Origin of the sequence: Paraburkholderia tuberum STM678 (assembly GCF_902833905.1) — a bacterium.
Lineage (GTDB): Bacteria > Pseudomonadota > Gammaproteobacteria > Burkholderiales > Burkholderiaceae > Paraburkholderia > Paraburkholderia tuberum.
In genome coordinates this window covers 54,843-76,657 of record NZ_CADFGP010000021.1, presented here as the reverse complement: position 1 = coordinate 76,657, position 21,815 = coordinate 54,843, and the positions used below count along the sequence as shown (strand labels likewise).

General features: G+C 61.1%; 17 protein-coding genes and 1 pseudogene. 10 read left to right on the top strand and 8 right to left on the bottom strand.

The genetic code is table 11. The features are described from left to right. Window positions 1-6: 6 nt before the first annotated feature. The 4 genes from HWY30_RS19765 to HWY30_RS19750 form a co-directional block, all read right to left on the bottom strand. Entirely contained in the window at window positions 7-741 is a 735-nt protein-coding gene (locus HWY30_RS19765; RefSeq protein WP_090811709.1) for an ABC transporter substrate-binding protein, read from the bottom strand. A gap of 228 nt (window positions 742-969) precedes the next feature. After that, window positions 970-2,259 carry an MFS transporter gene (locus tag HWY30_RS19760; protein ID WP_090811707.1) on the bottom strand — a complete coding sequence of 430 codons (1,290 nt, stop codon included), beginning with the start codon at window positions 2,257-2,259 and terminating at the stop codon, window positions 970-972. Window positions 2,260-2,311: 52 nt separating this feature from the next. Then, a complete protein-coding gene (locus HWY30_RS19755) occupies window positions 2,312-3,640 on the bottom strand; it encodes an MFS transporter (protein ID WP_090811705.1) in 1,329 nt (442 codons plus the stop codon). Window positions 3,641-3,711: 71 nt separating this feature from the next. Further along, window positions 3,712-4,986 (bottom strand): glucarate dehydratase family protein, encoded by a 1,275-nt coding sequence (locus HWY30_RS19750; protein WP_176078916.1) that lies wholly within the window; start codon window positions 4,984-4,986, stop codon window positions 3,712-3,714. A gap of 205 nt (window positions 4,987-5,191) precedes the next feature. On the opposite strand from HWY30_RS19750, the gene HWY30_RS19745 reads away from it, so the two are divergent. The 3 genes from HWY30_RS19745 (at window position 5,192) to HWY30_RS19740 (ending at window position 6,898) form a co-directional block, all read left to right on the top strand. Then, complete coding sequence (locus tag HWY30_RS19745) at window positions 5,192-5,896, top strand: GntR family transcriptional regulator (protein WP_090811701.1); 705 nt, start codon at window positions 5,192-5,194, stop codon at window positions 5,894-5,896. A gap of 257 nt (window positions 5,897-6,153) precedes the next feature. Continuing rightward, window positions 6,154-6,411 (top strand): hypothetical protein, encoded by a 258-nt coding sequence (locus HWY30_RS41725; RefSeq protein WP_090811699.1) that lies wholly within the window; start codon window positions 6,154-6,156, stop codon window positions 6,409-6,411. Window positions 6,412-6,550: 139 nt separating this feature from the next. Next, window positions 6,551-6,898, top strand: a complete 348-nt coding sequence (locus tag HWY30_RS19740) for a hypothetical protein (RefSeq protein WP_090811698.1) — start codon at window positions 6,551-6,553, stop codon at window positions 6,896-6,898. A 97-nt stretch (window positions 6,899-6,995) separates the two neighbouring features. On the opposite strand, the gene HWY30_RS19735 is transcribed toward HWY30_RS19740, so the two are convergent. Both HWY30_RS19735 and HWY30_RS19730 read right to left on the bottom strand, forming a co-directional pair. Next, window positions 6,996-8,009: a Gfo/Idh/MocA family protein gene (locus HWY30_RS19735; protein WP_090811696.1), complete on the bottom strand. Its 1,014-nt coding sequence runs from the start codon at window positions 8,007-8,009 to the stop codon at window positions 6,996-6,998. Between the two features lie 425 nt (window positions 8,010-8,434). Then, entirely contained in the window at window positions 8,435-9,292 is an 858-nt protein-coding gene (locus HWY30_RS19730; RefSeq protein WP_090811693.1) for a helix-turn-helix transcriptional regulator, read from the bottom strand. A 104-nt stretch (window positions 9,293-9,396) separates the two neighbouring features. Between HWY30_RS19730 and HWY30_RS19725 the strand changes: the two genes are divergently transcribed. Further along, window positions 9,397-10,296 (top strand): SDR family oxidoreductase, encoded by a 900-nt coding sequence (locus tag HWY30_RS19725; protein WP_090811691.1) that lies wholly within the window; start codon window positions 9,397-9,399, stop codon window positions 10,294-10,296. Between the two features lie 62 nt (window positions 10,297-10,358). Here the strand turns inward: HWY30_RS19725 and HWY30_RS19720 are convergent. Further along, a pseudogene (locus HWY30_RS19720) lies at window positions 10,359-10,703 on the bottom strand (phosphatase PAP2 family protein); the annotation flags it as partial. 135 nt (window positions 10,704-10,838) lie between these two features. Here HWY30_RS19720 and HWY30_RS19715 point away from each other — a divergent pair. Both HWY30_RS19715 and HWY30_RS19710 read left to right on the top strand, forming a co-directional pair. Next, a complete protein-coding gene (locus HWY30_RS19715) occupies window positions 10,839-11,711 on the top strand; it encodes an endonuclease/exonuclease/phosphatase family protein (protein ID WP_090811688.1) in 873 nt (290 codons plus the stop codon). Window positions 11,712-11,850: 139 nt separating this feature from the next. Further along, window positions 11,851-12,636, top strand: a complete 786-nt coding sequence (locus HWY30_RS19710; RefSeq protein ID WP_090811686.1) for a COG4705 family protein — start codon at window positions 11,851-11,853, stop codon at window positions 12,634-12,636. A gap of 273 nt (window positions 12,637-12,909) precedes the next feature. Here HWY30_RS19710 and HWY30_RS19705 read toward each other — a convergent pair whose 3' ends face one another. Continuing rightward, window positions 12,910-14,094, bottom strand: a complete 1,185-nt coding sequence (locus tag HWY30_RS19705; protein ID WP_244144948.1) for a glycosyl hydrolase — start codon at window positions 14,092-14,094, stop codon at window positions 12,910-12,912. A gap of 1,882 nt (window positions 14,095-15,976) precedes the next feature. Between HWY30_RS19705 and HWY30_RS19700 the strand changes: the two genes are divergently transcribed. The 4 genes from HWY30_RS19700 to HWY30_RS19685 all read left to right on the top strand — a co-directional run bounded on the left by HWY30_RS19700 (window position 15,977) and on the right by HWY30_RS19685 (window position 21,754). Further along, a complete protein-coding gene (locus HWY30_RS19700) occupies window positions 15,977-16,621 on the top strand; it encodes an SCO family protein (RefSeq protein ID WP_090811955.1) in 645 nt (214 codons plus the stop codon). A gap of 17 nt (window positions 16,622-16,638) precedes the next feature. Continuing rightward, window positions 16,639-18,597: an RICIN domain-containing protein gene (locus HWY30_RS19695; RefSeq protein WP_090811684.1), complete on the top strand. Its 1,959-nt coding sequence runs from the start codon at window positions 16,639-16,641 to the stop codon at window positions 18,595-18,597. Next, window positions 18,597-19,031 (top strand): hypothetical protein, encoded by a 435-nt coding sequence (locus HWY30_RS19690; RefSeq protein WP_090811682.1) that lies wholly within the window; start codon window positions 18,597-18,599, stop codon window positions 19,029-19,031. The genes HWY30_RS19695 and HWY30_RS19690 overlap by 1 nt, the downstream gene beginning before the upstream one ends. 461 nt (window positions 19,032-19,492) lie before the next feature. Beyond that, window positions 19,493-21,754: a polysaccharide biosynthesis tyrosine autokinase gene (locus HWY30_RS19685; RefSeq protein ID WP_090811672.1), complete on the top strand. Its 2,262-nt coding sequence runs from the start codon at window positions 19,493-19,495 to the stop codon at window positions 21,752-21,754. The last annotated feature ends 61 nt before the right edge of the window (window positions 21,755-21,815 follow it).

Genomic DNA, 21,815 nt, shown 5'->3' with positions numbered 1-21,815 from the left:
GGCCCGCTACGCCGCAGGCGCAACCGACGCTCCCGCGATCTTGTGCCGCGCGAGCGATTGCGCCACCAAGCCCGAGGCCTTCACCTCTTCGACAAACGAACGCAGCGCGTGAGCCGCCGCTTCGCCGCGGCTCTTCGGCACACCCATCGCCTGCCGGATCACCATGAAGCGCTCGTCTAGCAACCGCAGACCGGGAGTTAGCTTCGCATCGGCCTCGAGTTGCTGCTTCACGCCTGCCGCCACTTCCAGATGCTGCTCGATAAACGTCGGCACAACGCTCGGCGAGCTCGGCGCGCGCACGATTTGCGCGGATTTCAGCTCGCGCGTCAGAAACAGATCGTATGCACTGCCTGTGCCGACGACGACCCGGTTGTGCGCCTGATCCACATCCTGATTCGAGCGTACCGGCGAGTCGTCGCGCACCAGGTAGAAGCCTTCGATCAACACATACGGCGCTGTGAACGCGATCGTCTCGCCGCGCAACGGATCGATCGCGAAGAAGCCGAAATCCGCGCGCTCCTCGCCGACGGCCTGCACCGATTTGCCGGCCGTATCGAAGACGACCAGCTCCAGTTCGACGCCCAGTTTCGCGGCGAACGCGCGCGCGAGATCGATCGATACGCCGAACGGCTCGCCGGAGTCGGCGTGACGATTGGCGAGGATTGGGTTGCCGAGATTGATCGACGCGCGCAGCTTGCCCGTGGGCGTGAATGCGGCGACGACGGAGGGATCGATGGTCATAACGGCTCTCGTGGCGATGGCGTTGGGGCGAGCGAAGTCTCAGGGTCCAAGGATTTCGCTGATGCGGGATAGCGCGTTGAGAGTATGCAACAGATGCTCGCCCGTTGCTTCTGACACTTCTTCGTTGCGCTCGCGCTCCAAAAGTTCAGCAGGAAGCATCATTGCAAGGGCGGGGGACGCCAGTTATCCGTGCCACGTCCCCTCGCCCTTTCACCCGCCAGCGTTACCTCAATCGCGCAACTTGACCGTCGTCATCCGCGGCATCAACAGATGAATGATGCCCAGCGCAACCAGATACGCCGACGCGCCGACCGTAAAGAGCGCCCAATACTGCCCGGTGCGCTGCAAGGTCTCGCCGATCACGCCGGAAAAGAAGAACGAACCGACCATCCCCGCCACGCCGCCGATACCGACCACCGTGCCGACCAGCCGCTTCGGAAACACGTCGCCGACGGTCGTGACGAGGTTCGCCGACCAGCCCTGGTGCGCCGCTGCCGCGAGACCAACGGCGAAGACCGCCCACCACAGGCTCTGGAAATACGACAACGTTGCGATCGGCACCACGCACAATGCACAAATGAGCATCGTGAGCTTGCGCGCGAAATTCGGCCTGTTGGTGCGGGCCATCAAACGCGACGACAGCCAGCCACCCGCCACGCTGCCGACCGATGACATCGTATAGATAGCGATCAGCGGCAGGCCCATGTTGCCGATGTCGATATGGCGCGACTCATTGAGCCACTTGGGCAGCCAGAACAGATAGAACCACCACACCGGATCGGTCAGCAGCTTGCCGAAGACGAACGCCCACGTTTCGCGGTACTTGAGCACCGACAACCAGCCGACTTTCTGCTCGACGACTTCCTCGCGATCCGCATTGATGTAGTCGAGTTCTTCCTTCGACACCGACGGATGCTCCGAAGGCTGCCGATAAACGAGCATCCACACCGCCAGCCAGATGAAACCGGTCGCGCCGCCCGCGATGAACGTCGCGCGCCAGCCCCACATCACGGCAGCGATCGGCACGAAGGCCGGCGCCACGATGCCGCCGATCGTCGCGCCCATGTTCCAGAAGCCCGTCGCTAGCGCGCGTTCCTTCTTCGGAAACCACGTGGCGGTAGTGCGGATCGCAACCGGAAAATTGGCCGCCTCGCTGAAGCCGAGCAGACCGCGCACGGCCGCGAAGCCCGGCACGGTCGATGCCACCGCGTGGAGCATCGCCGCGAGACTCCACAGCGCCATCGCGCTGCCGTAGACCTTCTTCGTGCTGACGCGATCCGCGATGCGGCCGAAGATCGCGAGACCCACCGCATAGGCGACCGTAAACACCATCACGGTCTGCGCGTACTGCACCTGGCTCCAGCCGATATCCTTTTGCAGCAGCGGCGCGAGCAGCCCGAGCATCTGACGATCCATGTAGTTGATCGTCGTCGCGGCGAAGATCATCGCGCAGATGGTCCATCGGTATCGTCCGACGGCCGTGCGTGCGGCGGCCGTCGTGGCTTCTATCGTTTTCATCGTGTCTCCTCAAGGTTTCTGCAAATGGTGTCTATACGGTTGTTCGATGCAGTCAATGCGCGGAGGCGGGCACTCCTTCGCGCGGGCTCATGCGGGAGAAGAACACGACCCCGGCGGCCACCACCGACATCACCGCGAGTCCGATGAGGCCGCCCTCGATCGAGCCGGTCTTCTGTTCGAGGAAGCCGAAGGCCGCTGGCGCGACGAAGCCGCCGAGGTTGCCGATCGAGTTGATCAGCGCCAGCACCGCGGCGGAAATCCGCGCGTCGAGATAGCCCTGCGGGATCACCCAGAACAGTGACGAGGCGGCCTTGAAGCCGATCGCCGCAAAGCAGATCGCGACGAACGAAAACGCCGGGCCGCCCTGGCCGGCCGCATACATGCCGAGCGCGGCGATCAGCAGCACGCACGCGACCCACGCCTGCTGGAACTTGAAGCGCGCCGCGAGCATCGCGAACAGATACATCGCCGCGATCGAGATCAGCCACGGAATCGAGTTGTACAGGCCGACCTGGAAATCGTTGAAATGGCCCATCTTGCGGATGATGCTGGGCAGCCAGAAGGTCGCGCCGTAGATGGTCAGCGATACCGCGAAGTAGATCAGGCAAAAGATCAGGATTTGCGGATCGCGCAGCAACGCGCCTATCGATGGCTTGACCGGGTGCGCGGCGGCGCGCTGGCGTTGCTCTTCGTCGACCGCATCGAGCAAGGCGTCCTGCTCGGCGCGGGTGAGCCAGGCGGCGTCGCGCGGCTTCGAGTCGAGCCACAGCAGGATGAAGCCCGCGAGCACGACCGAGAACATGCCTTCGATGATGAACATCCACTGCCAGCCGCGCAGCCCCGCGCCTTCGATCAGCATCAGCCCGCCGGAGATCGGCCCGGACAGCACCGACGCGAGCGCCGAGCCGCTCAGGAAGATCGCCATCGCCTTGCCGCGCTCGTTGCTCGGCAGCCATTGCGTGAAGTAGTAGATGACGCCGGGAAAGAAGCCCGCTTCGGCCGCGCCGAGCAGGAGCCGCATCGCGTAGAACGACGTCTCGCCGCGCACGAACGCCATGCCGGCCGCGGCCAGCCCCCACGTGAGCATGATGCGCGCGAGCCACAGCTTCGCGCCGTAGCGCTGCAGCAGGATGTTCGACGGCACTTCGAAGATCGCGTAGCTGATGAAGAAGAGCCCCGCGCCGAGCCCATAGGCCGCCGCCCCGATGCCCAGATCGGCGCTCAGATGCTGGCGCACGAAGCCGATGTTCACGCGATCGATGTAGTTGACGATGAACATCACGACGAACAGCGGCAGCACGCGCCATTTGATCTTGCGCACCGCGCTCGCCAGCGCGCCGGCGCGCTCGGGCCGCGCCGTGTCGGCAATCGGGCTACTCATGGGGTTGTCTCCTTCGATGGCGACGCGCGTTGCGCGTCGCAGGGCTCGTAGGCGCGGATTGGAAGCGGGAGTTAAAAGCGCGGATTCTTGCCGGTGAAGCCCGGCTCGTACTTGCGCATCTGCGAGAGGTCATCGCGATTGCGCACGCCGCACGACAGATACTGCGCATGCAGTTCGGCGAGCCGCTTGCGGTCGAGCTCGACGCCGAGGCCCGGCGTGGTGGGCACGCGCACCGAGCCGTCGTCGAACGTCACGCGGCCGCCCTTGATGACTTCTTCCTCCTGCCACGGGTAATGCGTGTCGCACGCATAGGTCAGGTTGGGGATGCTTGCCGCGACGTGCGTCATCGCCATCAGGCTGATGCCGAGGTGCGAGTTCGAGTGCATCGACATGCCGAGATCCCACAGCTTGCACATGCGCGCGAGCGTCTGCGTCGCGCGCAGGCCGCCCCAGTAGTGGTGATCCGACAGCAGGACCTTGACCGAACCCATCTCGGCGCCGCGCCGGAAATCTTCCATCGTCGTGATGACCATGTTGGTCGCGAGCGGCAGGCGCGTGTGCTTCGCCAGTTCGGCCATTCCTTCGAGACCCGGGCACGGGTCTTCGTAGTACTCGAGCAGCTCGTCGAGTTCCGGTGCCGCCGCGATGCTCGTTTCGAGCGTCCAGTTGGCGTTCGGGTCGAGGCGCAGCGGCACGCCGGGGAACGCCTGATGCAGCGCGCGCATGCACGCGATTTCGTGTGCCGGTTCGAACACGCCGCCCTTCAGCTTGATGCTCTGGAAGCCATACAGCTCGATCATTCGACGCGCCTGCGCGACGATCTGCTCGGGGCTCAGGCCTTCGCCCCAGGCATCGGGCGCATAGGGCTTGTCGACGTGCTCGGCGTATTTGAAGAACAGATAGGCGCTGTAGGGCACGGCGTCGCGCACCTTGCCGCCGAGCAGGTCGACGACCGGCGCGCCGACGATCTGCCCTTGCAGATCGAGCATCGCGACTTCGAGCGTGCTGATGACTTTCGGCGCGTTCTTCGCCGAGTGCGAGCCGGGCGCGAGTTCGAATTCGACCGCGCCCGGGCTCGCCTTGATCGACGCTCGCACGCGCTCTTCCATGCGATTGAGGTCGAACGGCGACAGGCCGGTCACCAGCGACTTCGCCTGTTCGAGCACGCGCAGCATCGGTTCGTCGCCATAAGTCTCGGAGATGCCGACGCGGCCGTCGCTCGTCTCCAGCTCGACGATGGCGCGCAGCGCCCAAGGTTCGTGGATTCCGGCGGCGTTGAGCAGCGGGCCGTCGCGGAAGGCGATCGGGGTGATGCGCACCTGCGTGATGGTGATGTCGCGAGTCATGATGGCATTCGGCATAAGAAGAGTTTGATGGGACGGATGGTAAAGCACTAATGTATTAGTGCGTTACTGGGGTAAATACCCATCTGCACTTCTCGCGGAATTCCGCTCGCAAGCCCGCTGGAAGGGGCGCGCGTCGGCTATAGTACTAGTGCCTCAGCGGACCGCCATGCCGGGTCACGCCTGCTTCCATGCTTCAGTTTCTGCCATGAAAAACCACGCTCATTCGTCGACGGTAACCCGGCTCGACCGCTCCCGCCACGCCGCGCCGCAAGTATTCGAACGACTGCGCGAAATGATCCTTTCCCTCGAACTCACGCCGGGTACGGTGCTGTCGCGCACCGAGCTGGCGAACCGCTACGGGCTCAGCCAGACGCCCGTGCGCGACGCGCTGATGAAGCTCGGCGAGGAAGGTCTCGTCGACATCTATCCGCAGCACGCGACGGTCGTCAGTCAGATCAACGTGACGTCCGCGCTGCAGGCGCATTTCCTGCGCCGCTCGATTGAACTCGAAGTGGTGCGCACGCTCGCGGAGCAGCACGACGCCACGCTGATCGCTGAACTGCGCCTGACGATCGCGCGGCAAACGGAAGTGCTCGACCTGAAGAACTACGAGCAGTTCTCGCTGCTCGATCAGGCGTTTCATCGGCAGATGTACGAGGCGGCCGGCGTGCCGCAGCTATGGGATCTGGTGCGTAGGTTGAGCGGCCATATCGACCGGCTGCGGCGCCTGAATCTGCCGGTGGAGGGCAAGACGATAGCGGTCGTGCGCGATCACACCGAGATCGTCGATGCGATCGACAAAGGCGATGTCGAGGCGGCGCAGGCAGCGCTACGCAAGCATCTGTCGGGGACGCTGAGTCAGATCGATCAGATCCGCACAAGTCATCCGAATTTTTTGGCGGACGAGTGAGCGTTCGCTGATTCGCTGGCTACGGCTGGTTCACGGTCATTCTGAATGGACCGCCGTTCGCCGCCGCGTGGGGTACCGCTTCGTTGAGCGGATCGCAACATCCTCGTTTTCATGTTCATCGAACCGGAAGCGCGGCGGCTGGTGGATCGCGCACGACGCGACGGCCCTAGGACCTTGGTCCGATTGACGCGACTGCCACGCGTGGCACCCTCGTACAAAGCCGGAATACTCATATTCAACCTGTCAGGGAGGTCGCCATGTTTTCATGGAGCCGGGAGTTCTCGGTCGCGGTCATGGCTGTGTCCGTGATGGCTTGCGCGGGAAGCTCCTGGGCAACCGAACAGGCTCAGCAGCGTCGCGCCGGACGTGACGTTCGCCAGGAGACACGCCAGGGTTCCCGCCACACGAAGCAGGAGTGTCGGGCCACGGACCAGAAGAGCAATTCGCAGTGCCGGCAGGACAAGCGGCAAACCAAGCAGAACGGCCGTGAGGCGGCCAGGAATATCAAGTATTGAGCGTTTGCGTTTGCGTTCGCGTTCGCCAGCTGGGCACTGAACCAGCGACAGCAGGGGATGGCAGACACCACGTCCACCAGATCAAGCGGGGAAGCTGATGCGAGCCTGCCGATATGTAGCGCTTTGCACCTTGCCGTTCATGATCGTCGGCTGTAACACGCCTCCGATCGCACCGGGCAAGCCGGTCGATATCCCGACTGCCCTCGAGCAGGTTCTCCAGGGGCTGTGCAATTTCCGCAAAGATCAGGCCAGCCGGAAGCAGGATCTGGGCGCTGCAATCGACTCTATCACCGTGGAACTCGACCTGACCGTCGACGGAGCGAGAAATCCCCCGGTGGCGGTGGCACCGGATATCCAGTTCATTCCCACGGTTAGCTATGGTCAGATCATGACGGCAAACAGAGGTAGCAGACTCGTGCTTACGCTGAAAAACACCGGCAGCGGTGCCCACGGCGGCGACTGCGATGTCACCGCGCCGGCCAGGTAGGGACCACTTTCGCTCGCCATAGTCTATGGCTTTGCGAATGCGGACAACTGGGCACTTGCCGCGCGTTGAACAGCGCGGCTCGCGCCAGCGTTGCACTTCAACCTTGGGCGATGCTCTCCCACGCGCCCGATTGAGCCGAGCGGAACACGGCATCGATCACCCGCATATTCGCGCGCGCATCTTCTAGCGAAATAGCCTGCGGGCCCCCACTCAGGATCGCCTCCGCGAACGTGGCGGCGGCTACGCCATATTGATCGCACACCGCAAGCTCCAGCCAGCGATCAGTCGCGACACCGTCGCTATTGTGCTCACTGATTAGCAGGCGCGTCGGTCGATCGTTTGGTGCATTGAATGGAATTTCGACTTCGATTCGCCCCTTGGTACCGTGAAATTGCATCCGCTGGTACGGATAGGTCTGAGTCGAGTAAAAGAAACTCGCCTGCACGCCATCGAAGTCCATCAGCACGGAGCCGAGCCGGTCCACTTTGAAGGTCGGATCCCGCTCCACCAGCGCAACTACGCGCCGTGGCTCACGCCCGATAGTGAAGCGCGACGTCGTGATCGGATAACAACCAATATCGAGCAGACCGCCGCCACCTAGCTCGCTCTTGTTGCGGATATTGTGTTCGTTCGTGTTGTGATAGGTGAAACCGCCGGTCACTGCCCGCAATTCGCCGATCGCGCCTTCGTCGATCAAGGTCCGCACCTTCAACCATTGCGGATGCGTGCGAACCATGAACGCTTCCTGGATGTATCGGCCGTTCTTGTCGCGCGCGGCGATCAGCCGTTCAACCTGTTGAGCGTCCAGGCTGATCGGCTTCTCACACAGGACGTGCTTGCCCGCCTCGACCGATTTGATCGTCCATTCCACGTGGAGATGATTGGGTAATGGAATATAGACCGCGTCGATTTCCGGGTCCGCGAGGAGCGCCTCGTAACTATCGTATGCGACAGCCAGACCATACCTGGCCGCGGCTTCCCGCGCCTTCTCCCGAGAGCGTGACGCGATGCCTTTCACCCGACACTTCGGCGCGTTGTGCATGGGCACGACCACCTTGTCGTTGATCTTTGCGGCGCCCAAAATTCCCCAGACTATTTCATCCTTTGCCATGACATCCCTTTATTCGATTGCGTATCCGATGAATCGAGCAGGCTGAACATTCGCGTGAGTCGACAAGTCGCGTGAGTCCGCGAACGACCAGAAGCACGCGATCGTATCAGTTTAACCGTGTCGACCCGCGATACGCGGCGAACACTGCAGGCCCTGGAAGTCGCCGGCGCCGTCGCCATTCGCATCCATGAAGGTGCCTACCGAGAGGCAATAAATGATCGCGCCAACTTGCTTGCCGCCAGCGAGGCGGTCATCGTGATTCTTACGCGAAGCTTGTCCGATGCCGTGCGGCCAATTAACCGGCCGAACGATGCAGTTCGGTAGTCGTCCCCAAGGTGCTTCAACCTCATTGGTTTCCACGAGCAATTGCGGAGTCGCCTGAGTGCGATCCGGCGGCCGCGCTCGCGCTCGAGCGTCAAAGCCGATCACGCAGCGGTCAAAGGCGCGGCGCTGGCACTCTCATCCATCGATGAAACGGTACTGCGGATGCGCGTGGCGATTCGCGCGTCGAGCGGCGTGTACACGAGCATGCTCAGGTCTGGCCGACCATCGACGGCGAACAGCGAATACTCCATTTCGATGGTCCCGAACGCAGGATGCAGCAGGCGCTTAACGTGCTGTCCTTCGCTGTGGCCGAATACCTGGTTTTCGCGCCACATGCGTTCGAAGTCCGGGCTCGCGCGACACAGATCGTCGACCAGATCGCCCACCTCGGAAGCGAGCCCCGCGCGGGCAACGTCCGCTCGGAACGTCCCCACGACGAAGCGCGCGACACTCTCCCAGTCGTGCTGTTTTGCCCGGACGGCCGGATCGCCGAACAGGAAACGCAGGATGTTGCGCTGGCCCGGCGGCAGCGCGCTGTAGTCGGTCAGCACGACGGCTGCGGCGCGATTCCACGCGACGACGTCCCACGTCGCGGTCTTGATGATCGACGGGCTGGCATCGAGTGAATCGAGCACGCGCTGTAAGCGCGGGTCCACTGCGTCGATGGACCGGTAGCGCACTTCCGGGGGGCGTCCGAGGCCCAGCATGAAAAGATGTTCGCGCTCGGTATTCGTCAGCATCAGCGCCGCGCAGATGCGCTCAAGCACCGCGGCGGACGGCGCGCCGCCGCGGCCCTGCTCGAGCCACGTGTACCAGGTCGAGCTGATATTCGCGCGCTGCGCCACTTCTTCCCGGCGCAATCCGGGCGTGCGCCTGCGGCCCGAGAAGCCGAAGCTGGCCGGATCGAGCCGCGTGCGGCGACTACGCAGAAAGTCCCCGAGGGTTTGGGCGGTGTTCACTGGGATGATTAACCTGTTAGTTGCTTTACCGGGATAAGCTCACTACTTCAATAGCATAGTGAATGATCGCATAGTGCGTCGGTGGCTATTCTGGAGACTTGACCATGCGAATCTTTCTGACGGGCGCAACCGGGTTTATCGGCTCGGCTTTGGTGCCCGAACTTATCGAAGCCGGGCATCAGGTTGTCGGCATGACCCGGTCCGACCAGGGCGCGCAGGCTCTCAGCGCGGCCGGTGCGGAGGTCCATCGCGGCACGCTCGAAGACACCGACAGCCTGCGCAGCGGCGCCGCGAAGGCGGACGCCGTCATACACCTTGCGTTCGATCACGATTTCTCGCACTTCGTGGAGAACTGCGAGAAGGACAAGCGTGCTATCGCTGCACTGGGCTCGGCGCTGGCCGGCTCGGATCGGCCGCTTCTGATCACGTCGGGCACGGGCGTCGGCAGCCGCGATAACGGGCAGCCGGCCACCGAAGACGTGTTCAACACCAGTCACCCGAACCCGCGCATCGGCTCGGAGCTGGCCGGCAACGTGCAGCTGGAGGCGGGCGTCAACGTGTCGGTGATGCGCTTGCCGCAAGTGCATAACCCGTACCGGCAAGGCCTCATCACGCCGCTCATCCAGATCGCGCGGGACAAAGGCGTGTGCGCCTATGTGGAGGAGGGACGCAACCGCTGGCCGGCGGGGCATCTGTCGGATGTCGTGCGGCTGTACCGGCTCGCGATCGAGAAGGGCGAACGCGGTGCGCGCTATCACGCGGTCGGCGAAGAAGGCGTTAGCGCCCGCGAGATCGCCGAGGCGCTCGGACACGGCCTGAAGTTGCCGGTCGTCTCGATCGCGCGCGAGGAGGCGCAGGCGTACTTCGGATGGGTGGCGATGTTCGCCGCGCTCGATATGCCGGCATCGAGCGCGCAGACGCAGGCGCGTTTGGGCTGGCGACCGACAGGTCCGACGCTTCTCGCGGATCTGAACGAAGCGCGCTACGTTCAGGTGTCCACGTAGCTTTCGCTGTCGCTGTCAGCCGCCGTCGCACGAGAACAAACCTGGAGCAACCATCGCCGCCATCATAGGTGTTTCATTACGCCACTCGCCGGCTTGCGCAATTCGTCGAGCTGCGTGACGAGCTGGAGGCACAGAATAAAGGCCAGCGTCGCTGCGGGCGCCGGGTGGCGTTCGGTCCATCGCAGCACCGGCGTCGCGTAGCGTACGCGGATCGTATCCCGCGTCATCACCAATGTAATCACGATTCCCACCACGGCGCCCACCAGCAAATCGGTCGGATAGTGAAAGCCGGGATAGGCGCGCGGAAGGCAAATGAACAGCGCAGTATAGAGAAGCACCAGCACGCCGACGCGCCGCGACGTGAGGAAGATGCCGGTGGCGACCGCCATCCATAGCATCGCGAACTCACCGAGGTGTATGTTGGACAGATATGTTTCGATGGATAAATCGAAGCTATTCGTTGTTTTCTAAAGAAATTGAGCCGGTCGCGGATGAGGGGGATGCGGCGATACACTGTAGTCGGATCTTTCAAGGAGGCCGTCATGAAACTGGTCGACTGGAACATTCAGTGGGGATGCGGCGTCGACGGCCGCGTCGACCTCGGACGGATCGTGCGGGAAGCACGCGCGTTGTGCGACTTCGACGTCCTGTGTCTGCAGGAAGTCACGCGCGGCTTCGACGAAGAACCGGCGGCCGGCGGACTGAAAGGCGCGCCATCGTCCGATCAGTTCGCCGAACTTGCCGCTCTGCTGCCGGAGATGACCGTGCTCGATGCGATCGGCTCCGATCTGCCCTCGTTGGGCGCGAGCCGTCATCGGCGGCAGTTCGGCAATGCCATCGTGACCCGTTTGCCGGTTCGTCAGGTGCTGCGCCATTCTCTGCCGTGGCCCGCGGACCCCGCCAAGCCGTCGATGCTGCGCGTCGCGCTCGAAGCGGTGCTCGAAGCCGACGTCGGTCCGCTTCGTGTCATCACCACACACCTCGAGTTCTATTCGGAGAAACAGCGGCTTGCACAAGTGGCGAGACTGCGCGAGTTGCATCAGGAGGCGTGCGCTCACGCGCGCGCCCCCGCGCGTGGCGAGAAGCCGGACAGTCCGTTTGCCGATACGGCGCGCCCGGTCAGCGCGATTTTGTGCGGAGACTTCAACAGCGCATTCGAAGACACCGCCTTTTGCCGAATGCTCGAACCGATCACCGACGCTCCGGCGTTCGTCGATGCGTGGGCCCGCGCGCACCCCGGCGAGCCCCGTGCCGCGACGGTCGGCCTATACGATCACGAGCAATGGCCCGACGGAGCATTCGCGTGCGATTTCGTTTTCGTCACGGCAGACCTGAGCGCACGCATTGCATCGTGCGATGTCGATCAGCACAGCCGCTCGTCCGATCATCAGCCGATGTGGCTGGAACTGCGTTGAAGGGACTCGGGGTTACCGCCCCGTTATTGGCGCAGGAAAATCTGACCGCGTGATTCGGTGGGATGCTTAAGGTGCTGTTAAGCGTTGCTCTGCGATGGTTGAGCCTATGTTCAAGCCATGAGAATAGTGAGCACGTCACATGAATAGCAACCCGTCGCAAACTCGCGCGCATGCACTCAGTAAAGTCCCGCAGATCACGCTGGGCTTCTGGATCATCAAAATCGCCGCCACGACGCTTGGCGAAACGGGCGGCGATTGGGTGACCATGTCGCTCAAATTGGGTTATCTGATCGGCACCGCGATTTTTGCGGTTATTTTTATTGGGCTGGTCGCAGGGCAGATCAGGGCAGAGCGGTTCAATGCCTCGCTCTATTGGGCGACCATCGTTGCAACGACCACGCTCGGTACCACGCTGGCCGACTTCTTCGATCGTTCGGTGGGAGTCGGCTATCCGGGCGGTGTAGTCATCGTCTTCGCGCTTCTGCTTGCGAGCCTGGGCGTCTGGTACAAATCGGAAGGTACGGTGGCGGTGCAGAGCGTAACCACGCCGAAGGCCGAGTGGTTCTATTGGGTGACGATCCTCTTTTCGCAGACACTGGGTACGGCCTTGGGCGATTGGGTGGCGGGATCGGACGAAGGCGGTCTGGGGCTTGGCTATGAGTACGGCGCTTTGATCTTCGGTGGGGGGCTGCTGATCGTCGGTGCGCTTTATTACTGGTCGCGGCTGTCACGGACCGCTATATTCTGGGCGGCGTTCATCCTGACGCGTCCGCTCGGCGCGACCTTGGCGGACCTGCTCGATAAACCCATTTCTCAAGGTGGGCTCGAGATCAACCGACTCTATGCGTCGGTGATTCTGGTTTCGTTCATGGCGCTCTGCGTGATTTTCTTACCGCAACGTCCTGCTGCGCGAGCAATGCGGTAGATGGCGCGAAGAGGCTACGAATATTCGGGAATAGCCATTGCGTGCCCGCTTTTCGGGTGGCGCCGCGTTGTTTGCCGTGTCTGCTCCTTCGATTACGGCAGCGACGAGTTTGACGCAACGCATTGGCACAGTGCCAGTTCATCCTCGCGAAGCTCGGCCTCGGGAATTTCGCTGCGCCCTCAAACTGGATGCGGTCCTGTCAACCCGGCCAAAACGGAAAAAAAGGAGCGCGATAGTCGCGCTCCGTTCATTCATGGGTTACAGCAGGCAGGCTTACTTGATCGCAGTCAGGTAAGAGCCGGACAGGAAGCGTTGCGAACGCGGAATGGTCGCCGTGTAGGCCTGAATCGCGGCTGCCAGCTGCGGACGAATCAGGTTACGGTTGTAGTCGTAGATCGAATAGCCGTCGCCTTCGCCATTGCTCGGATCGCCGTTGCGCACGACATACCAGAACGCCTTTGCCACCGAACCGTTGTTCATCAGAACCTTCAACTGGTTGAATGCGGCCGTTTGTCCGGCGTCCGTACCGTTGGTGCCATTGTTGGTCTCGGTCAGCCAGATCGGCTTCGTGCCACTGCTGACGAGGTTCGACACCGTGGTCATGAATGCCTGCACCATCATGTCGTATTCGGCGCTGCCGAAGTAGGGGTGAACGTCGACGACATCGATCGTGGTGTTCAACGGGCTGGAAGCACTCTTCGTGTTGTTACCCATTGCCTTGATGTAGTCGGTCGCCTGGATCAGCTCGCTGCCCGCGGGCGGTTTCCAGCCGTTATTCGGGTACGCCGAGTTGTAGAAGTACGAGATGCCCTGAGTGTGCAGAACCGTTTTGTAGCCCGACTGGCTTTTCGTGTTCAGGATCTGCCTGGCTTCCGAATAGAGCGTCTTGCTGCGATTCAGAATGTATCCGGAGATACCGTTCGGATCGCCGTAAGACGGGTCCGAAGCGGAGAACGACCAGTTGGTCTCATTGAACAGTTCGATGTCAGCCGTAAAGGGCAGAACGACGTCCATGAGCGAGCCGAGATACTTCGTGAACGTCGCGTCGCAGAAGTCGAGTCGCGGTGACGATGCGCTCGGCGGATTCTTGGTGGCCGGGCATTGGTATGCGCTAGACGGCGCGTACATGCCCACCTGGAAAAGAATCTTCATGCCGCGCGTGCGTGCGGCGTTCAGAAGCGACTTCAGAAAGGCCACTTTGTTGGGATCCAGCGTGCTGCCGTCGGCCAGCGTCATGAAGTCCCACGAAACGCCGAGGCGAACCGTACCCACGCCCAATCCGGCAATCAGATCCAGGTCCTTTGAGCATTCGTTCAGCGCCGTCTGATCTGCACTCCAGAGATTGCAGTTCACGTCCATTGCAAAACGGTCGTTTCCGCTTCCGGTGGGCGGCGGCTGCAGCGCCGCGAGTTGCTGGGCGGTGGCGGCGGTCGAAGTCGTCTGGGAGAACGCTGGCATCGATTGCCCGCACAACAGGGCTAAAACGGCGAATAGTGAGTAGAGTCTGAGTTTCATGGCTTAGCTATAAATTGCTACTGACCGGGGATGGGCCGAGAACGTTGGAATTACGTTTGCCGATGACCATCAGTTCCTGAAGCGATGGCATACGTAACGCAAACACGTCAAACGCGTGAGTCAACGGTCGCTGACATCACGATTGAAAATGCTCTTGCACGGGATATGCGGGTTTCGTATCGATCGTCGCGAAACGGTTCAATCGCCTTGTCCCGCCCGTTGCACCAGGGCGCGGTTATAAGGCTGACCGTTCGCCTGAACCGGCGGAGAGCCATTGTCGGGGGGCACTACGCCGTTGCTGTACGGATCTGTAGCCGCGTTCGCGACTGTGTCGGCAGGGAGGGAGTTGGCGGTCACGGACGCGGTGCTGCCATCATCGCCTGTTTCACCTCCACAACCTGCAAGGCTTAGTACGCCTGCGATGAATGCAAGCGCCGAAGCAGTTTTTGCGATCTGGGGAAGCCGACGAAATGACGGTTTCAGTCTTGGAGAGAGTCTGCTGGAAAAGGACATCTGTCTATCAAGGCCGATGGAACCTTGCCGCTAAAACGAACAACGTTCGCGTGATAAGGACGTCGCCACGAAAAAATACGCAACAACACGAAGTACAACTGAATAATGACCGGCTTTTGTCAAGCGCCGCCCGCTGCCGCACTCGCGTGGGGCACTAATCGCGTTTTAATCTTCAGATTTAATGCGACCTACTGAAAACCCGCTTTCATCATTTTCAATCGGAAGATTCGGTAATTCGTCGCAAATTGCGAAGTTTCTCCAATCGAATCAAAATCGACAAGGTTTTCCCTGAGTAATCTGATGAATACGAATGATACAGAAATGGAACAAATCTCGCGCCATCGGGCGTAACTAAGCGTAACAACGAAATTTGTGCTATGTGAGGCCATCGGCAACGTGTCCCTCCTCGCTTCCCACGCTTATCCAGAGGCGTTCTCGCGCCCGAGTTCGAGATTCACAAAGCAACAAAAAAACCGTTACAAAATTGTTACTTGTCGCTTTTAGACAGTCGGGGCACTTTAATTTCCGCCAATGTATGGTTCTTATCGGGATGGCTCGGGACCTAATTAAATGCTAATTAAATGTCTCGGTATGGTTTTAGAAAGAAAATAATGCTGCCGAGGCATTTATATGGGCCGTACCGGTCGCATCAAATAAATCGCGGAATGCGAATTTTGCCACGGTTTGACTTTGTGCTTTGGAACAAGGAGACGGCCGGGAGCCAACGGCGCGGAACCTGCATATCATCGCCAGCGAAACACGCGCAATGGCTCGCCGTGGTCGCGGCGAAACTCGAAGCCGCCGGACACCGGCGCTGCTTGCTATTCGCCATCGCGGACTTGCCATCGCGCCGATGCTGAGGCCTTGTTGGGCAACGCCTTCGTTGTAGGAGCAGGGCTTGACAGTTCGGTAACGGTCAGCCGAGTCTCTTCGGCCGGGCCGACCTGGTCCGCTTGCCTGACGCGTCTTGCCGCCACGTTTGAGCGCGCAATCCATTTTCGCGACTTCGCCATTTCCGCCGCCTCACGACGAATCTCAGGACGACATAGGGTTTTGCTCGGGCTCTCTAAAACAACCAGTCTTTGAAGTTTCATTGTTATGTGGCCGACCTCACAAAGCGGAGCAAGTCGCGGGCCGGACGCTGTCATTTTCCGGAAGGTTCTCTGCTACGCTCCCGAATGCCGTTGATTCGCAATTAGAAAGCGAACGTAGCCGTCGCGCGACTCGTGCGCATTATCGCGCGGGTAACACGCAATAAAAGATGGCGACGAATGGTTCTGCGAGCCGTTACCCGTTGCGGGAGATCATAGTCATGTTCCATCAACATGCGCCGACTCGCGCGGCGTTGCGTGCGTGCGCGCCGGTCCGAAGTCCGAGGCGCCGCGCGCTGCTGCGTGGCATATCGGCCGCGGCGTTAGCCGGCGTTTCTTTTCCGCTATACGCGCAGCACGCAAGCATAGGACTCGTCACACCGCCCATTCGTCTCGACGACTTCTGGGTGGTCGATCAAAGCGGCGAGAAACGGTTGCTAACCGACCTGTTGCGTCAGAAAGTGACTGCGTTGCAGACGATTTACACAGGATGCACTTCAGTTTGTCCTTTGCAGGGTGCGCTGTTCAGCACCGTTCAGCAACGGATATCGCAGTTACAGCACCGCTACCCCGTTCAGTTGGTGTCGATCGGAATCGATCCGCTTTCCGACACGCCGCCCGCGCTGCACGCATGGCTCATGCGCTTCCAGGCCGGACCCGAATGGCGGGCGGCCACGCCGACGTTGCAGGACGTCGACCGGATGCGCAGAGCGCTTTCGGGCAGCACCCTGCCACTCGGCAACATTGCCGATCACTCGACCCAAATCTACTGCTTCGATGCGAACGCAATGTTGCGCTGGCGAAGTGACGACCTGCCTCGCGCGGATCAAATTTGCGATGTACTGGGCGCATTAGGGCGTGTGTAACCTACTGGACTGAGGCTATGTCACAAAACCGATCGTTTAGGATCCTCTCGCAATCGTTCGACGGGTGCGTGAAAGCGTTGCTGCTGATCACATTCATGGCGACGCTTTCGATGTTCTCCACAGCTGCCGACGCGCAGACATCGAGCACGCTCACCGTCAACGGCACGACCTTGTGCGCCGACGTGAACGCCGAATCGAAGACGCCTGGCGCCTCGGTTATCGAGTGGACGTGCAATGGCGGGAATAACCAGCACTGGACACTGACGCAGAACAACGGGCTTTATCAGTTCGTCAACGTCAACAGCAACCTTTGCCTCGACATCTACGGTGTCAGCATGGATGCCGGCGCTGGGGCGGACCAGTGGACCTGCAATGGCCAGGCGAATCAAAGCTTTCAGCTGATCCCGCAAGGTGGCGGCTTTGCAATCGTCGCGTCGCAGAGTCATCTGTGTCTGGCTGCTGCCAGCCTCACGGCGCAGGGCTCGCAGATCACGCAGCAGTCTTGCAGCGGAACCGCTCTGCAGACGTGGCAGATCAGCGGCATGACCGCGAAAACATTGCCGGCAAAGTGGACTACACCCTATAACCTGTCGATCGTGCCGGCAGCTGCGGCGAATCTGCCCGATGGCACCGTGGTAGTGTGGTCCGCCGACCAGAAGCTGGACTTTACGGCTGGCGAAGTCACCCCCGGCAACACATACACCGCAATCTTTAACCCGACTACCGGCACGAGCAAACAGGTTCTCGTGTCGAATACCGGCCACGATATGTTCTGCCCGGGAATCGTCAATCTTCCGGATGGCCGCATTTACGTCACTGGTGGCTCGAGCAGCGACGCGACGAGTTTCTACACGCCTTCGACTGGAAAATGGTCGTCAGGTCCTCTAATGAATATTCCGCGCGCCTACCACGGCAGCGTAACGTTGAGCAATGGCAACGTATTCCTGGTGGGCGGCTCGTGGAACGGAGGCGAGGGCGGCAAGACCGGCGAAACCTGGTCACCGAGTACGGGTTGGCAGGTCAATAGCGCCATTCTCGCCGACTACATCCTCACGAATGACGCGGCTGGCATTTTCCGCTCCGACAATCATGCATGGTTGTTTGCGGTGGCAAATGGGCGAGTCTTCCACGCCGGTCCGAGCGTTGCCATGCACTGGTTCGATACCGCCGGCGCGGGCAACGTGACGCCTGCCGGCAACCGGGGCAGCGATACCGATGCGATGAACGGCAACGCCGTTATGTACGATATCGGCAAGATCCTGGCTGTAGGCGGTGCGCCGAGCTACGAGTATGCCGACGCGACTGCGGACGCCACGCTAATCGACATCAGCAGCGGCACCGCGGTGACGCAAACGCTTACGCCGATGAATTACCGCCGCGCCTTCAACACCAGCGTGGTCTTGCCGAACGGTCAGGTGGTAGTCCTTGGTGGAGAGGCGTACCCGATAACGTTTTCGGACGACACCGCCGTGCTGGCGCCAGAGTTGTGGGACCCTACCACCAAGACTTTCTCGGTGCTCCCGCCGCAAGCCGTGCCGCGTAACTATCACAGCATCGCACTGCTGTTGTCGGACGGTCGCGTACTGAGTGGTGGCGGTGGACTGTGCGGAACCTGCTCGACAAACCATACGAACCTCGAAATACTGACGCCGCCGTACCTGCTCAACGCGGACGGCTCGGCGGCAACACGACCGACCCTCACAGCCGCGCCCACTACGGCACAGCTCGGGACATCGATAGCCGTAACGGGCAGCAGTGGCATCACGGCCTTTGCGTTGATGCGCATGTCTTCGTCGACCCACGCGGTCAACAACGAGCAGCGGCGGGTACCCGTGACCTTCACGGTAGGAACGGCGGGCGAATATCTGATCAATATTCCTTCTGACCCGGGTGTCGTCGTGCCTGGCTACTACATGCTGTTCGGCCTGAACGCGAAGGGCGTGCCGAGCGTTTCGCGCACGGTGCAGATCCAGTGATGGCGGTACGGTCACGGCGAACCGCGGCGCGTGCGCTGGCGCTGGCGCTGGCGAACATCACGTATGTCGCGCATGGCGCGCCGCTTTGTGCGTCGAACGATCTCGGGTGTTCGATCTTCAACGGGCAGCATTCGGTTGAGGCGCAATTGCGCGACGACGATCGTCTGTTGCCCGGCTCGACCACGCGTTGTGCGAACTGCCATTCGCAAACCGGCTCGAGCGACGCATTCGCACCACCCTTGACCGCCGGTAACCTGTTTCCTGCGAAGAGTCGAAGGGACGGTCCGGCGAGCAGTTACGATCAGGCAACGTTCTGCAGGGCGCTGAGGGAAGGCATCGACCCGGTCAACGTGATGTTGCGCAAAGCCATGCCTCACTACCGGATATCCGAGACCGAGTGTGCGGCGCTCTGGCATTTCGTGACGAAGCGCTAGCACCTTTGCGCGCGGTTGCGCGAATTCGCCGCCGTTTGCTCCACCAGCTTTTGTCGGTGTTTTCACGCTATACCGGCGCTTGTTCGAAATGATCGAAATAGCAACATCGCAATTTCGCACGACCCCGTTGGTGCGAAAAACGCGAATGTGCGGCAGCGTACGGAGGTGCGGCAAGCCGTCAGATAGGCTGCGATGACTTCTGCTATGAATAACTCGATTTCTGTTTGCTGGCGCAATATATCGGATGCGGAAAAATTAGAAATCTGCGCCAGATCTGGCGGAAGTCTCTTTTAGACCATAAGACGATTCATTTCGAGCACGCTTGCGAGCAGGACTGACGTACTCGGCCTGTGCGTCCGATTTCAGCCGTCCCGTGACAAAAAGCGAGATCTGGCAACGCCGCATCGCCTGCACATTAAATCTAGCTTCCACCCTTTTCGTACACCCTCCCTGGGGTTTCGATGAATCAGAACTCTCTGCTTACGAATGCTGTCGTGCTCCGGAATAACGATGTAAGTCTTTCGCGTTATTTCGACGTTCTAATGGCCAACCGCTGGCTGGTCGGTGGCATCGCCGGCAGTGTGCTCGCCCTGGGCGTGGCCTACGCGTTTATCGCGCCGTCGGTGTACCAGGCCGATATTCTCGTGCAGGTTGAAGACAGCATTCCGACCAACAATTCGAAAAGCCCGCTGGGCGACGTCTCCAGCATGTTCGACGTCAAAACAGAGGCGACGGCTGAAATGGAAATCCTGCAGTCGAGAATGGTGGTCGGAAAAGCCGTTGACGATCTGCACCTCGACGTCAGCGCAAAGCCGAAGCGCTTTCCATTGATCGGAGACTGGTTGGGCCGGCAAGCCCGGAGTCTTTCCGAGCCAGGGATCTTTGGATTTGGCGGATATGCATGGGGCGATGAAGCGATCAAGGTGTCCAGCTTCGACGTCCCGGAAGCATTCGAAGGCGAGAAGTTCGTTCTGACGGTTCTGGAGGGCGGACGCTACCGGCTGGAGCAGTCGGATCTCAGCGAGCCGATCGAGGGTCGCGTGGGCGAAAAGCTCGACACGAAACTGCCCGATGGCGCGATCACGCTGCAGGTCGATTCGCTGAACGCAAAGCCGGGCACGCAATTCATTCTGGAGAGACAGTCGCGCGAGAAGACGGTGGAAAGCCTGCAAAACCGGCTGACGGTCTCGCAGAAGGGTAAAGACAGCGGCATCATCGGCGCGTCGCTGATGGGCTCTGAGCGGCTGCTGACGGCCAGCACGCTCGCCGAAATCGGCAATGCGTATGTTGACCAGAATCTGAAGCGCAAGGCGGCGGAAGCCGAGAAGTCGCTTGCGTTCCTGAGCGCGCAGCTGCCGCAACTCAAGAGCGACCTGGAGCGCGCCGAGGGACGCTATAACGACATGCGCAACCGCATGGGCGTGTTCAATCTGAGCGAGCAGGGCAAGGCCTATCTGGATCAAAGCGTAGCCACGCAGCGCAGCCTGCTCGAACTGAAGCAGAAGCGCGCGGAGATGGGCGCGATCTACGCGCCGGGTCACCCCGCGATCCAGGCGATCGATCAGCAGATCGGCATGCTGAGCAGCAGGATCGGAAGCTTGTCGCAGCAGGAACAGGCGTTGCCGGACCTGGAGCAGAATGCGGTGCGCCTGACCCGTGACATGAACGTGAACAACGAGCTTTACGTCGGCATGCTGAACAACATGCAACAGCTCAGACTGGTTCGCGCCGGCAAGGTTGGAACGGTGCGGTTGATCGATAACCCGGTGGTGCCGAAAGAGCCGATCAAGCCGAACAAGCTTCTGGTGATTATCTATGCTGCGTTGGGCGGCCTGATTCTGGGCGTGGGTGCGGCGTTCGGGCGTACGGCGCTGTATCGGGGCGTGACCGACGCGCAGGAGATCGAGGAGCAAACGGGCCTGAACGTCTATGCGAGCGTGCCGCTGTCGCAGGCGAAAGTCGCGCGAATCGGCAAGACGCCGAAGCTGCCCGCTGGCGAGAAGTTCCTGCTGGCGAGCGAGTTTCCGCGCGACCCGTCGATTGAAAGCCTGCGCCGACTCAGAACCGCGCTTCATTTTGCCATGCTGGAATCGGAATCGGGCGACAATCGCGTGCTGCTGACGGGGCCGACGGAACAGGTGGGCAAGTCGTTCCTTTCGGCGAATCTGGCGGCGGTCGTATCGGCGGCCGGCAAGCGGGTGTTGCTGATCGACGCGGACCTGCGCAAAGGTCATCTCGAGCAATACTTTGGTCTCGACTCGACACCCGGCCTGGCTGACTATCTGTCGTCGGAGGTGACATCCGACCCGGTGATCATGCGTGACGTGCGTCCGGGCCTCGACTTCGTTGCGCGCGGAGCGATACCGGAGAACCCGGCCGAGCTTCTGGTGAGCGAACGCATGCAGCAATTCCTCGCGAAGACGAGCGAATACGACATCGTGCTGATCGACACGCCGCCGGTGCTCGCCGTATCCGACGCGACCGCGCTTGCGGATAGCTGCGGCACCGTGCTGCTGGTGACCCGCTTCGAGACCACTTCCATTGCGCAGGTGGTGGAGGCCACCAAGCAGCTCAAGCAGGCGAATGCCCGGGTGAAGGGCGTGATCTTCAACGGGATCGATACGGATGTCTATCGCTATAGTCTGGGCGCGCGCGCAGGCCTCTATCGCAGTGCTTCCTATCTCGACGCATTGCCCGCCAGCGGAAAAACGCAGAAAGGCTAGCCTTCAGACGACAACCATCGTCGTGTAGAGCGATGAAAAATTCACCCGGACTTCGACGTAG

Coding starts and splice junctions, on each gene's coding strand:
- HWY30_RS19745 (WP_090811701.1), top strand. CDS start 5,192: ATGAAAAACCACGCTCATTCGTCGACGGTAACCCGGCTCGACCGCTCC.
- HWY30_RS41725 (WP_090811699.1), top strand. CDS start 6,154: ATGTTTTCATGGAGCCGGGAGTTCTCGGTCGCGGTCATGGCTGTGTCC.
- HWY30_RS19715 (WP_090811688.1), top strand. CDS start 10,839: ATGAAACTGGTCGACTGGAACATTCAGTGGGGATGCGGCGTCGACGGC.
- HWY30_RS19695 (WP_090811684.1), top strand. CDS start 16,639: ATGTCACAAAACCGATCGTTTAGGATCCTCTCGCAATCGTTCGACGGG.
- HWY30_RS19710 (WP_090811686.1), top strand. CDS start 11,851: ATGAATAGCAACCCGTCGCAAACTCGCGCGCATGCACTCAGTAAAGTC.
- HWY30_RS19740 (WP_090811698.1), top strand. CDS start 6,551: ATGATCGTCGGCTGTAACACGCCTCCGATCGCACCGGGCAAGCCGGTC.
- HWY30_RS19755 (WP_090811705.1), bottom strand. CDS start 3,640: ATGAGTAGCCCGATTGCCGACACGGCGCGGCCCGAGCGCGCCGGCGCG.
- HWY30_RS19690 (WP_090811682.1), top strand. CDS start 18,597: ATGGCGGTACGGTCACGGCGAACCGCGGCGCGTGCGCTGGCGCTGGCG.
- HWY30_RS19700 (WP_090811955.1), top strand. CDS start 15,977: ATGTTCCATCAACATGCGCCGACTCGCGCGGCGTTGCGTGCGTGCGCG.
- HWY30_RS19765 (WP_090811709.1), bottom strand. CDS start 741: ATGACCATCGATCCCTCCGTCGTCGCCGCATTCACGCCCACGGGCAAG.
- HWY30_RS19760 (WP_090811707.1), bottom strand. CDS start 2,259: ATGAAAACGATAGAAGCCACGACGGCCGCCGCACGCACGGCCGTCGGA.
- HWY30_RS19725 (WP_090811691.1), top strand. CDS start 9,397: ATGCGAATCTTTCTGACGGGCGCAACCGGGTTTATCGGCTCGGCTTTG.
- HWY30_RS19685 (WP_090811672.1), top strand. CDS start 19,493: ATGAATCAGAACTCTCTGCTTACGAATGCTGTCGTGCTCCGGAATAAC.
- HWY30_RS19735 (WP_090811696.1), bottom strand. CDS start 8,009: ATGGCAAAGGATGAAATAGTCTGGGGAATTTTGGGCGCCGCAAAGATC.
- HWY30_RS19750 (WP_176078916.1), bottom strand. CDS start 4,986: ATGACTCGCGACATCACCATCACGCAGGTGCGCATCACCCCGATCGCC.
- HWY30_RS19705 (WP_244144948.1), bottom strand. CDS start 14,094: ATGCCAGCGTTCTCCCAGACGACTTCGACCGCCGCCACCGCCCAGCAA.